Source organism: Pantoea sp. B_9, assembly GCF_008632015.1.
In the GTDB taxonomy this organism is placed as follows: Bacteria; Pseudomonadota; Gammaproteobacteria; order Enterobacterales; family Enterobacteriaceae; genus Pantoea; species Pantoea dispersa.
The window spans coordinates 504,034-516,617 of the sequence record NZ_VWVL01000004.1; the positions used below are offsets into that span (position 1 = coordinate 504,034).

Annotated in this window: 11 protein-coding genes; 7 read left to right on the forward strand and 4 right to left on the reverse strand. The window is 56.2% G+C overall.

Annotated elements, in window-relative coordinates:
- Nucleotides 1–162 precede the first annotated feature (162 nt).
- Nucleotides 163–1,320, forward strand: coding sequence for a CdaR family transcriptional regulator (locus F3I21_RS15395; protein ID WP_150059269.1), 1,158 nt, complete (start codon nt 163–165; stop codon nt 1,318–1,320).
- A gap of 38 nt (nt 1,321–1,358) precedes the next feature.
- On the opposite strand, the gene F3I21_RS15400 is transcribed toward F3I21_RS15395, so the two are convergent.
- The 4 genes from F3I21_RS15400 to map form a co-directional block, all read right to left on the reverse strand.
- Nucleotides 1,359–1,751: a DUF3461 family protein gene (locus tag F3I21_RS15400; RefSeq protein ID WP_010616197.1), complete on the reverse strand. Its 393-nt coding sequence runs from the start codon at nt 1,749–1,751 to the stop codon at nt 1,359–1,361.
- Nucleotides 1,752–2,045: 294 nt separating this feature from the next.
- On the reverse strand, nt 2,046–2,870 hold the full coding sequence (gene dapD / locus F3I21_RS15405; RefSeq protein WP_021507493.1) for a 2,3,4,5-tetrahydropyridine-2,6-dicarboxylate N-succinyltransferase: 825 nt from the start codon (nt 2,868–2,870) through the stop codon (nt 2,046–2,048).
- Between the two features lie 172 nt (nt 2,871–3,042).
- On the reverse strand, nt 3,043–5,697 hold the full coding sequence (gene glnD, locus F3I21_RS15410) for a bifunctional uridylyltransferase/uridylyl-removing protein GlnD (RefSeq protein WP_021507492.1): 2,655 nt from the start codon (nt 5,695–5,697) through the stop codon (nt 3,043–3,045).
- A 197-nt stretch (nt 5,698–5,894) separates the two neighbouring features.
- On the reverse strand, nt 5,895–6,689 hold the full coding sequence (gene map / locus F3I21_RS15415; protein WP_021507491.1) for a type I methionyl aminopeptidase: 795 nt from the start codon (nt 6,687–6,689) through the stop codon (nt 5,895–5,897).
- 317 nt (nt 6,690–7,006) lie between these two features.
- Here map and rpsB point away from each other — a divergent pair, with 317 nt between their 5' ends.
- The 6 genes from rpsB to ispU all read left to right on the forward strand — a co-directional run bounded on the left by rpsB (nt 7,007) and on the right by ispU (nt 12,579).
- Nucleotides 7,007–7,726 carry a 30S ribosomal protein S2 gene (gene rpsB, locus F3I21_RS15420; protein WP_031279692.1) on the forward strand — a complete coding sequence of 240 codons (720 nt, stop codon included), beginning with the start codon at nt 7,007–7,009 and terminating at the stop codon, nt 7,724–7,726.
- Nucleotides 7,727–7,906: 180 nt separating this feature from the next.
- Entirely contained in the window at nt 7,907–8,758 is an 852-nt protein-coding gene (tsf, locus tag F3I21_RS15425; protein ID WP_058759527.1) for a translation elongation factor Ts, read from the forward strand.
- A 153-nt stretch (nt 8,759–8,911) separates the two neighbouring features.
- The gene (pyrH, locus tag F3I21_RS15430; protein ID WP_010616191.1) at nt 8,912–9,637 is read left to right on the forward strand and encodes a UMP kinase; all 726 of its coding nucleotides are present in this window, start codon (nt 8,912–8,914) and stop codon (nt 9,635–9,637) included.
- A gap of 148 nt (nt 9,638–9,785) precedes the next feature.
- Nucleotides 9,786–10,343 (forward strand): ribosome recycling factor, encoded by a 558-nt coding sequence (gene frr / locus F3I21_RS15435; RefSeq protein ID WP_021507488.1) that lies wholly within the window; start codon nt 9,786–9,788, stop codon nt 10,341–10,343.
- A 115-nt stretch (nt 10,344–10,458) separates the two neighbouring features.
- Nucleotides 10,459–11,661: a 1-deoxy-D-xylulose-5-phosphate reductoisomerase gene (gene ispC / locus F3I21_RS15440; protein WP_150059270.1), complete on the forward strand. Its 1,203-nt coding sequence runs from the start codon at nt 10,459–10,461 to the stop codon at nt 11,659–11,661.
- Nucleotides 11,662–11,826: 165 nt separating this feature from the next.
- Nucleotides 11,827–12,579 (forward strand): (2E,6E)-farnesyl-diphosphate-specific ditrans,polycis-undecaprenyl-diphosphate synthase, encoded by a 753-nt coding sequence (gene ispU, locus F3I21_RS15445; RefSeq protein ID WP_058759529.1) that lies wholly within the window; start codon nt 11,827–11,829, stop codon nt 12,577–12,579.
- The last annotated feature ends 5 nt before the right edge of the window (nt 12,580–12,584 follow it).

Sequence of the window (12,584 nt, forward strand, 5' to 3'; positions counted from 1 at the left end):
TTTTATTGCCTGTATGTTGCTGCGCCCCCAGTCATCTGTGCCTTCCCAGTGTGACCGCTGCCGCAATTCCGGTAATCGCCCTGCGGCTATGTGCAGTTGCACAATGCCAGGGGCAATCGGGATGCGTATTCTGTCGGTTCGTCCCGAATTCTGGAGTGTTTGATGGCCACCTATCATCTTGATGCGCGACTGGCTCATGATATCGTTGCCCGCACCATGAAAATTATCGACAGTAATGTCAATGTGATGGATGCGCGCGGCCGCATTATTGGCAGTGGCGATCGCGAGCGTATTGGCGAATTGCACGAGGGCGCGCTGCTGGTGCTGTCACAGGGCAGGGTGGTTGATATTGACGAAGCGGTGGCTAAACACCTGCACGGCGTGCGGCCGGGCATCAATTTGCCGCTGCGCATTGATGGCGACATCGTCGGCGTGATTGGCCTCACCGGCCAGCCCAGCACGCTACGCCACTACGGCGAGCTGGTGTGCATGACGGCAGAGATGATGCTGGAACAGGCGCGCCTGCTGCATATGCTGGCGCAGGACAGCCGCCTGCGTGAGGAGCTGGTGCTGAACCTGATCCGCAGCGATACGCTGTCGCCAGCGCTGAACGAATGGGCGCAGCGACTGGGCATCGATCTCAATCAGCCGCGTGTGGTGGCGGTGGTGGAAGTGGACAGCGGACAGCTGGGGGTCGATAGCGCGATGTCGGAGCTGCAGCAATTACAGACGCTGCTGACCACGCCCGATCGCGACAACCTGATCGCCATTGTTTCGCTCACCGAAATGGTAGTGCTGAAGCCAGCGCTGAATGCCCATGGCCGTTACGATCAGGACGATCATCGCCGCCGCGTCGATCAATTGCTGCAGCGCATGAAAGAGAGCGGCCAGGTGCGGATGCGTATCGCGCTCGGCAATTTCTTTACCGGGCCCGGCAGCATTGCGCGCTCTTACCGCACCGCCCGCACCACCATGATGGTGGGCAAACAGCGCATGCCGCAGCAGCGGAGCTTCTTCTATCAGGATCTGGTGCTGCCAGTGCTGCTGGATAGCCTGCGCGGCGGCTGGCAGGCCAGCGAGCTGGCACGTCCGCTGGCAAAGCTGAAAAGTATGGACAATAACGGTTTGCTGCGGCGCACGCTGGTTGCGTGGTTCAGTCATAACGTGCAGCCGAGCGCCACAGCGCGTGCGCTGTTTATTCATCGCAATACGCTGGAGTACCGCCTGAACCGCATCTCGGAACTGACCGGCCTCAACCTGGCGAACTTTGACGATCGGCTGCTGCTGTATGTGGCGCTGCAGCTTGATGAGCAGGCATAAAAAAGGCCAGCAATGGCTGGCCTGAGAAGTGGCGGGAATTAGCGACCGTTGCGGGTCAGCTGATCGAGATCGGATTCGATTTCCGCGATTTTGTTCGACACCACGTTCTCCAGATGGCGCAGATCGGCGAGGATTTTGCGCTTCAGATCCACTTCTACCTGATCGCGCTGGCAGATCTGATCCAGTTCGTCGATCACGTAACGCAGATTAGGGCTGATTTCCTGAATCTCTTTATAACCCTGGGTGGTGTGATCGGCCACCACGGTTTTGCGCTGACGCGGGTATTTAAACTTCACGCTTTTGGCGAAGAACTCGCCCTTGTCTTTGCGGAAGTAGATTTTCAGGATGTCGTTGTTGGCTTCCTGACGCAGGCTGTAGCGGTCAATGTCTTCAGGATTGCTGATACCTAAGCTTTTCAGGTTGTCGTACATAGCGTTTATATTCCATCTGAGAGTGAGTGAGCGCGCAGGATTATCATCATCATTCGGCTGCGTAATAAGCGCAACGAACCGAACGCTTACGGCATACTTAATCAACTGTAGACACAAAAACCGGGATGAACAGTGCGCGACCGGAGTTAACTGGCGCGGATTATGACCTGTTTGAAAAACAAACGCACCTGTTAATTCGCGGCGCGAAACAGGTAATAGCGGCAGGAGTGTAAAGAAAAAATGACGGGCCTGAATACAGGCCCGTGGGTATAAAAATAAGCGGGAAGAAAAAACTTAATCGATGGTGCGCAGCAGTTCGTTGATGCCGGTTTTTGCCAGCGTTTTCGCGTCGACTTTCTTCACGATCACCGCACAGTACAGGCTGTAGCTGCCATCTTTAGACGGCAGGTTACCGGAAACCACCACCGAACCCGCCGGTACGCGGCCGTAGTGCACTTCACCGGTTTCGCGGTCATAAATTTTGGTGCTCTGGCCGATGTAAACGCCCATGGAGATTACCGAACCTTCTTCGACGATCACGCCTTCAACGATCTCGGAACGGGCACCGATAAAGCAGTTATCTTCGATGATAGTTGGGTTTGCCTGCAGCGGTTCCAGCACGCCGCCGATGCCGACGCCGCCGGACAGGTGCACGTTTTTACCAATCTGCGCACAGGAGCCGACAGTGGCCCAGGTATCTACCATGGTGCCTTCATCGACATACGCACCGATGTTGACATAGGACGGCATCAGCACGGTGTTGCGCGCGATGAATGCACCCTGACGCACCGCCGCCGGTGGCACGACGCGGAAGCCGGCGCTTTTAAAGCGCGCTTCATCCCAGCCGGCAAATTTCATCGGCACTTTGTCGTAGAAGCGGGTCTCTGCTCCGTCGATCACCTGGTTGTCGTTGATACGGAACGACAGCAGTACCGCTTTCTTCAGCCACTGATGCGTTACCCATTCGCCGTTGATCTTTTCTGACACGCGCAGTTCACCGCTGTCCAGCAGGCCAATCACCTGGTTGATCGCTTCACGGGTGGCGCTGTCTACGCTGGTCGGCGTAATGTCGGCGCGGCGTTCAAAGGCAGATTCGATAACGCTCTGTAACTGTTGCATATTTAATTCCTGAGTCTGTCATTGCGGATGCACGCCAGTTGGCGTGCAGAGTAAAATTATCGGGCAAACATCCTTCATGCTGCAGAACGGTGGCGCGCTCATTGCGGCGAGATCCACGGATGGGCCGGGTCACCAGGCCAATGCATCGGCAACGTGAAGAATGGAAGCCGGGTCACATTTTATCGTTTGGATTAAGTACCTCTGTCAACCGTTGTTGCAGCACGGAGCGCATTTCGGCATCCAGCGCACGTCGTTCGCTGTTGGCAAGGATGAACAAATCCTCCACCCGTTCGCCGATGGTACTGATGCGGGCGCCGTGCAGCGAAACGCCGAGGTCAGCAAACACTTCGCCGACGCGCGCCAGCAAACCTGGCTGGTCCAGCGCCACCAGCTCCAGATAGCTGCGGCGGTCGGTATGGGTGGGCAAAAAGTTGACTTCGGTATCGACGCTGAAGTGTTTCAGACGTGACGACGGCCGGCGCGTACGCGGTGGCACCCACTGCGTTTGGGTGATCGCCTGCTCCAGCGCCTGGATAATCAGCGGATGGCGATCCGCTGCCAGCGGACTGCCGTCCGGCTCCAGCACAATAAAGGTGTCCATGGCCATGCCGTCGCGGCTGGTAAAGATCTGCGCATCGTGCACGCTCAGATTACGGCGATCGAGTTCTCCGGCTACGGCGGCAAACAGGTAAGGGCGATCCGGGCTCCAGATGAAGATCTCGGTGCCGCCGCGCGTGGCCTGCGGGCTCACCAGCACCAGCGGTTTGCTGAGGTCATGATTGATCAGATGCCGCGCGTGCCACGCCAGCTGGTTGGGCGTATGGCGCAGGAAGTAGTCGGCGCGGCAGCGGCTCCAGATATGGTGCAGGCGCTCTTCGTTGAGATTTTCCATGCGCAGTAGCGCCAGCGCCTGCAGCCGGTGATGACGCACGCGCTCGCGCAGATCCGGGCTGTTCTCCATACCGCGGCGCAGCTGTTTTTCGGTGGCGAAGAACAGCTCACGTAGCAGGCTCTGTTTCCAGCTGTTCCACAGGCTTTCATTGGTGGCACAGATGTCGGCAACCGTCAGGCAGGCCAGATAGCGCAGCCGGTTTTCATTTTGCATCACTTCAGCAAACTGCTGAATCACCGTGGGGTCCTGAATGTCGCGACGCTGAGCAGTCACCGACATCAGCAGGTGATGACGCACCAGCCACGCCACCAGCTGCATTTCGCGCGAATTGAGGCCGTGCAGCTCAGCAAAGTCCAGCGCGTCCTGCGCGCCAAGAATCGAGTGGTCGCCGCCGCGCCCTTTGGCGATATCGTGCAGCAGCGCGGCCATCAGCAGCAGCTCCGGCTGTGGCAGGCGCGGCCACAGCTCGACGCACAGCGGGTGCATCGGGCGCGTGGCTTCGTCGGCAAAACTTTCCAGCTTCTGCAACACGCGGATGGTGTGCTCATCCACGGTGTAGGCGTGAAACAGGTCGAACTGCATCTGGCCGACAATATTGCCCCACAGCGGCGTATAAGCCCACAGTACGCTGTGGCGATGCATCGGCAGCAGCGCGCGCTTTACCGCGCCTGGATGGCGCAGAATCGCCATAAAGGTGCGGCGCGCTTCGGGGATCTGACACAGCGGCTGTTGCAGATGACGGCGGGCGTAGCGCAGCTGGCGTAGCGTGGTGGAATAGATGCCGGTGATGGTTTCGTTACGCACCATCACGTAAAACATGCGCAGAATCGCCTGCGGCTCGCGCTCAAACAGCGTGGGATCGCGCAGGTCGATCAGATTACCGCGCAGCTGAAAATCCTCATCGATGCTGCGCGGCTTCTCGGTGGTCGACAGCGCCAGAATGGCTTCGTCAAACAGCTGCAGCAGCATCTGGTTCAGCTCGCCGATACGGCGCGTGACGCGATAGAAATCTTTCATCATGCGCTCAACCGGCTCATTGCCTTCGCCGCCATAGTTGAGGCGCTGTGCCACGTTGAGCTGGCGATCGAACAGTAAGCGGTTATCGTAGCGCGGCAGCGTCAGGTGCAGCGCGAAACGGATGCGCCAGAGAAATTCCTGGCACTCATTGATCTCATTGCGTTCGGCTTCAGTGAGAAAGCCAAAGCCGACCATCTCATCCATGGTGGTGGCGCCAAAGTGGCGGCGCGCGACCCACTGCAGAGTATGAATGTCGCGCAGCCCGCCCGGGCTGCTTTTGATATCCGGTTCGAGGTTGTAGCTGGTGCCGTGATAACGCTGATGGCGTTCCAGCTGCTCCTCAATTTTGGCGGCGAAGAAGCGTGACGACGGCCAGAAACCGTCGCTGAAGATATTCTTTTGCAGTTCGAGAAACAGCGCCACGTCGCCGGTCAGCATGCGCGACTCAATCAGGTTGGTGGCGACGGTGAGATCCGACAAGCCCTCCAGCAGACACTCTTCCAGCGTGCGTACGCTGTGGCCGACCTCCAGCTTGAGATCCCACATCAGCGTCAGCAGTTCTGAGGTGCGCTGCGCGGCAGCTTCGTCCAGTGGCTGACGGCTCAGGATCAGCACGTCGATGTCCGACAGCGGATGCAGCTCACCGCGGCCATAGCCGCCCACCGCCACCAGCGCAATCTCTTTCATCTGGTCAAAGCCAAACAGTCGCCATAGCCGGCGCAGCAGGCGATCGATAAACAGCGTGCGCGCATCAATCAGTGATTCGATATCGCTGCCAGCGTCAAAAGCGCTGCCCAGATGCTGCTGGAACTGTTCAAGATACTGTTTGAGTTTGTCGCGCGTCAGCGCGTCGTCTGGCCAGCTGGCGGGGGAATCGGTCAGGCCTTTGTGTACTGCTTCGGTCACGCTACCACTCATCAACATGCCTCTTCTGCGCCATAAAAAGCGGGCTTAACGCCGTGATGCCGTTCAGTTAGCCACCGTCCGTGACATCACCGCAGTAGCGGCGCGGGTTAACGCGCAACTGATGGCGCCGCTACGGGAGGTGCAGGGATGGGTGAACCTAAACTGACAGGCGTTCGTTTTGAGCCGGCCTGTTATCCTGATGACGAGCGTTACGCGTTGTTTTCCAGCACCGCTGGAATAGTGTCGTCGGCGCGCAGCGTCAGGATTTCACAGCCGTTTTCCGTCACCACAATAGTATGCTCATACTGTGCGGACAAGCTGCGATCTTTGGTTTTCACCGTCCAGCCATCTTTCATGGTGCGGATGCGATAATCACCGGCGTTTACCATCGGTTCGACGGTAAATGTCATGCCAGCCTGCAGCACCACGCCGCTGTCGTCGGCATCGTAATGCAGCACCTGCGGCTCTTCATGGAAGCCTTTACCGATGCCGTGTCCGCAATACTCGCGAACCACGGAAAAATCCTGTGCTTCCACGTATTTCTGAATCGCCCGGCCCAGTTCACGCAGGCGAATGCCCGGCTTCACCAGACGCAGCGCAATGTACAGGCTCTCCTGCGTAACCCGGCACAGGCGCTCGCCCTGAATCGTCGGTTTGCCGACGATGAACATCTTTGACGTATCGCCATGGTACTCATCTTTGATCACCGTGACGTCGACGTTAACGATATCCCCGTCTTTCAGCACGCGATCGTCGCTGGGAATACCGTGACATACCACTTCGTTGACCGAAATACACACTGATTTCGGGAAACCGTGGTAGCCGAGACAGGCTGAAATGGCCTGCTGCTTTTCGGTGATGTGCTGGTGGCACAGACGGTCAAGCTCGCCGGTGGTGACGCCTGGCACGACGTGTGGAGCAATCATCTCCAGCACTTCGGCAGCCAGACGGCCCGCCACGCGCATTTTTTCGATTTCTTCTGGGGTTTTGATTGAAATGGCCATTAAATAATCCGCAATCGCCGCAATTTTCGACAATAATGAGTTCTGTGGCAGTCATGTTAGCAGTCAGCAAATGGGCTGCCAAATCGGGATTATACCCTGCCGCTCATGCTAACAACTGTTGGCGTATTCCTGCGCATTGTGGTATAAAGCGCGCCGACGATTCTCTGTCACCTCGTATGAGAGGGCAGGAAACGCATAAATCTCATTATGTGTACTAAAACACACATGTATCGACACGTACGCCGGGGTGCCTCGTAAGAGGTCGGTTGTATGGGATACATGGAGGCCCAACCCCAAACAAACTTTTAGAGGTAATCATGGCAACTGTTTCCATGCGCGACATGCTCAAGGCTGGTGTTCACTTCGGTCACCAGACCCGTTACTGGAACCCAAAAATGAAGCCATTCATTTTTGGTGCGCGTAACAAAGTTCACATCATCAACCTTGAGAAAACCGTACCAATGTTCAACGAAGCCCTGGCTGAGCTGAACAAGATCTCTTCCCGTAAAGGTAAGATTCTGTTTGTTGGTACCAAGCGCGCTGCTGCCGAAGCGGTAAAAGAGTCTGCGCTGAGCTGCGACCAGTTCTTCGTTAACCACCGCTGGCTGGGTGGTATGCTGACCAACTGGAAAACCGTTCGTCAGTCAATCAAACGCCTGAAAGATCTGGAAACTCAGTCTCAGGACGGTACTTTCGACAAACTGACCAAGAAAGAAGCACTGATGCGTGCTCGTGAGCTGGCCAAGCTGGAAAACAGCCTGGGCGGTATCAAAGATATGGGCGGTCTGCCGGATGCACTGTTCGTTGTTGACGCTGACCACGAACACATCGCAATCAAAGAAGCAAACAACCTGGGTATCCCGGTATTTGCTATCGTTGATACTAACTCTGATCCAGACGGCGTTGATTTCGTTATCCCAGGTAACGACGATGCGATCCGTGCTGTAAGCCTGTACCTGACTGCCGTTGCCACTACCGTGCGCGAAGGCCGTTCACAGGACCTGGCTGAGCAGGCTGAAGAAGCTGCTGAAGCTTAATAAGGTTCGCTCTTTCTGAGAGCCCTTAGACATCAGATGTGATCTGTTAAGGGGCCGTGAAGGCCCCTTTATTTATCTCACTTAGTCACGCACCCTGTTCGGGCTGGCGGGGCAAGTAAATTTTCCGCAACAAGTTTCTGACAGTGTGAAAGCACTGCGAGACGAATCGAGGATTCTGGAATGGCTGAAATTACCGCTGCACTGGTAAAAGAACTGCGCGAGCGTACTGGCGCAGGCATGATGGACTGCAAAAAAGCGCTGACCGAAGCGAACGGCGACATTGAGCTGGCGATCGAGAACATGCGCAAGTCTGGTGCGATCAAAGCTGCTAAGAAAGCAGGCAACGTGGCTGCTGACGGCGTGATCAAAACCAAAATCGCTGGCGACTATGGCGTGATTCTGGAAGTGAACTGCCAGACTGACTTCGTGGCAAAAGATGCCGGTTTCCAGGCCTTTGCTGACAAAGTGCTGGACGCTGCTGCTGCCGGTAAAGTGACTGATGTGGAAGTTCTGAAAGCGCAGTTCGAAGAAGAGCGCGTGGCACTGGTTGCGAAAATCGGTGAGAACATCAACATCCGTCGTGTTGCTGTCCTCGAAGGTGCTGAGCTGAACGGCTATCTGCACGGCGCGCGCATCGGCGTACTGGTTTCTACCACCGGCGCTGATGAAGAGCTGAGCAAGCAGATTGCGATGCACGTTGCTGCCAGCAAGCCAGAGTTCGTGAAGCCAGAAGACGTTTCTGCTGACGTGGTTGAGAAAGAGTACCAGGTTCAGCTGGACATCGCGATGCAGTCTGGCAAGCCAAAAGAGATCGCAGAGAAGATGGTTGAAGGCCGTATGAAGAAATTCACCGGCGAAGTCTCTCTGACCGGTCAGGCTTTCGTTATCGATCCGAGCAAAACTGTTGGCCAGGCGCTGAAAGAGAAAGGCGCTGACGTGATCAACTTCATCCGCTTCGAAGTGGGCGAAGGCATTGAGAAAGTCGAATCTGACTTTGCAGCCGAAGTTGCTGCCATGTCCAAACAGTCTTAATGGTTTGCAGGAACCGCCGAGAGGCGGTTCTTTTTTGTCTGCGTTTTGGCGCAGCAATTTTCAGTCTCATCCCAATAGCTTTTCTCACGCGCTAAGCGGATGATCGATCAGATTTAACTTCTCATTCATCTTATCTTCCAGGAAGAATTGACCATGGCGACCAACGCAAAACCTGTATATCAACGTATCTTACTGAAACTGAGCGGCGAAGCACTGCAGGGTGCCGAAGGTTTTGGTATCGACGCGAGCGTACTTGACCGTATGGCGCAAGAGGTGAAAGAGCTGGTTGAGCTGGGCATTCAGGTGGGTGTGGTAATTGGTGGCGGTAACCTGTTCCGTGGCGCGGGTCTGGCGCAGGCAGGTATGAACCGCGTGGTCGGCGACCACATGGGGATGCTGGCGACCGTGATGAACGGCCTGGCAATGCGTGACGCACTGCATCGTGCGTACGTTAACGCGCGCCTGATGTCGGCGATTCCGCTGAACGGCGTGTGTGATAACTACAGCTGGGCAGAAGCCATCAGCCTGCTGCGCAATAACCGCGTGGTGATCTTCTCTGCCGGTACCGGCAACCCGTTCTTTACCACCGACTCAGCGGCCTGCCTGCGCGGCATCGAAATCGAAGCGGACGTGGTACTGAAAGCCACCAAGGTCGACGGCGTCTACTCAGCCGACCCGGTGAAAAATCCGGATGCCACGCTGTACGAACAGCTGACCTACGGTGAAGTGCTGGAAAAAGAGCTGAAAGTGATGGATCTGGCCGCCTTTACGCTGGCGCGCGACCATCAACTGCCGATCCGCGTCTTCAATATGAACAAGCCTGGCGCGCTGCGTCGCGTGGTGATGGGTGAAAAAGAAGGCACCCTGATTACGCATTAATACCCGACGCAGGATAAAATAAGGTATATTCTGTTGGCGCGCTGCACTGCTGTCGCGCAGCATTCAGGATGATCGATGTTTATCGATACCGTTTCCGTTCCGCTGCGTCCGGAAGTGGCCAGGTCAAACCGAATCCAAGGGTTTCAACGTGATTAACGATATTAAAAAAGATGCTGAAACGCGCATGGACAAATGCGTGGAAGCATTCAAAAACACCATCAGCAAAGTGCGCACCGGTCGTGCTTCGCCTTCACTGCTCGACGGCATCGTTGTGGAATATTACGGTACGCCAACGCCGCTGCGTCAGCTGGCCAGCGTCACCGTTGAAGATTCACGCACGCTGAAAATCAACGTGTTCGATCGCTCAATGGGTCCGGCAGTCGAGAAAGCTATCATGGCTTCTGACCTCGGCCTCAACCCAAGCTCAGCCGGTAGCGACATTCGTGTTCCACTGCCTGCGCTGACCGAAGAGCGTCGTAAAGATCTGATCAAGGTTGTGCGTGGCGAAGCCGAGCAGGGCCGTGTTTCCGTGCGCAACGTGCGCCGTGACGCGAACGACAAGATCAAGGCGCTGCTGAAAGACAAAGAGATCAGCGAAGACGACGAACGTCGCTCGCAGGACGAGATCCAGAAAATGACCGACGTTCGCATCAAGCACGTTGATGCGGCGCTGGCCGAGAAAGAGAAGGAACTGATGGAATTCTGATTCCGTCATTTGCCTGACAAAACGCCGTTCAGAGACGTAGTACGACTCTGGCGGCGTTTTACATTGTGCCCGGCGTACGCGCGGGCGCGCACCACGACTTCACAGGGACAGCACCATGAAGCGATTAACTCTGCTGGGTTCGACCGGCTCAATTGGCACCAGCACGCTGGCGGTAGTGGCGGCGCATCCTGAGCGCTATCAGGTGACTGCGCTGGTGGCAGGTCAGAATGTGGCGCTGATGGCCGAACAGTGTCAGCAATTTAAACCGCGCTACGCGGCGATGTCCGATGACGCTTCCGCTGCGGCGCTGCGTGAACGACTGAAAGCACTCAACATAGATACGGAAGTGCTCTCCGGCGTTCAGGCCGCCTGCGAACTGGCCGCGCTGGATGAGGTCGATCAGGTGATGGCCGCCATTGTGGGCGCTTCCGGTTTACAACCGACGCTGGCCGCCATTCGCGCCGGCAAAACCGTCCTGCTTGCCAATAAAGAATCGCTTGTCACATGCGGCCGTTTGTTTATGGAGGCGGTGCGCCAGCATCAGGCGCAGTTGCTGCCGGTTGACAGCGAGCACAACGCCATTTTTCAGAGTTTGCCCGCTTCCATACAGCATCAGTTGGGGTACGCTGATCTGCGGGAGAATGGCATCGAGTCGATTCTCCTTACGGGATCGGGTGGTCCTTTTCGTGACACGCCATTAGCCGAGCTGGCCGCTATGTCGCCAGATCAGGCCTGTGCGCATCCGAACTGGTCAATGGGGCGTAAAATCTCCGTTGATTCGGCCACCATGATGAATAAAGGTCTTGAATACATTGAAGCCCGCTGGCTGTTTAACGCCACCGACGCACAAATGGAGGTCATCCTGCATCCGCAGTCGGTGATTCACTCCATGGTGCGATACTGCGACGGTAGCGTGCTGGCACAGATGGGTTCACCCGATATGCGCACGCCAATCGCCCACAGCATGGCCTGGCCGGCACGTATTACCGCAGGCGTAACGCCGCTTGATTTCACCCGAATGAAGGCGCTGACGTTTGCTGAGCCGGACTACGCACGCTATCCCTGCCTGAAGCTGGCAATCGATGCATGCGCAACCGGACAGGCGGCCACCACCACGCTGAACGCAGCCAATGAAGTCGCGGTAGCGGCATTTCTGCAGCATCAGATTCGCTTTACCGATATCGCGGCCATCAACAGTGAAGTGCTGGCAACCCTGCAGTGTCAGGAGCCGGGCAGCGTGGATGACGTGATGGAGATTGATCGGATTGCACGCGTGCGGGCCACGGCGTTGCTGCCGCGCTTTCGTTTAGCCGGTTGATGGTGGCGCTATTTGTTCGCTCAGGGTGAAAATGGTATAGTCGCTCGCTCGCGTTTTACGGCCCGACATTGTTTCGATGTCATCCGGTGAAGTTTCCGGCGTTTGCCGCAGGCGCAATGTATTCAGAAACCACAGCATTTCTGATGAAAGGAATTATTACGCGTTATGTCGTCCAACAATCACAATACAATCGATGACGGGTCGTACTGCACGCCACGTCACGTGGCCATCATTATGGATGGTAATGGTCGCTGGGCAAAAAATCAGGGCAAACTGCGTATTTCAGGCCACAAAGCCGGGGTAAAATCAGTACGCCGGGCTGTCAGCTTTGCGGTCAGCAACAAGCTGGAAGCGCTCACGCTCTATGCGTTCAGCAGTGAAAACTGGAGCCGACCGGTACAGGAAGTGACGGCCTTAATGGAATTGTTTGTCTGGGCGCTCGACAGCGAAGTCAAAAGCCTGCACAAGCACAATGTGCGTCTGCGCATTATTGGTGATATCAGCCGTTTCAATAACCGCATTCAGGAACGCATTCGCCGCGCCGAGGAACTGACTCAGCAAAATGATGGACTCACCCTCAACATTGCTGCCAACTATGGTGGCCGTTGGGATATTATCCAGGGTGTAAAAAAACTGGCTGAACAGGTTCAGGAAGGACTGCTACGTCCTGACCAGATAACTGAAGAAAGTCTGGCTCCGCATCTGTGTATGCAGGAGCTGGCGCCGGTGGATTTAGTGATAAGGACCGGGGGAGAGCATCGGATCAGCAACTTCCTGCTGTGGCAGATCGCCTATGCTGAGTTTTGGTTTACCGATGTTCTCTGGCCTGATTTTGATGAACACGTTTTTGAAGGTGCACTGAATGCATTCTCTCTGCGGGAGCGACGCTATGGCGGCGCTGCACCAGGCGGCGCCTGAGCAAC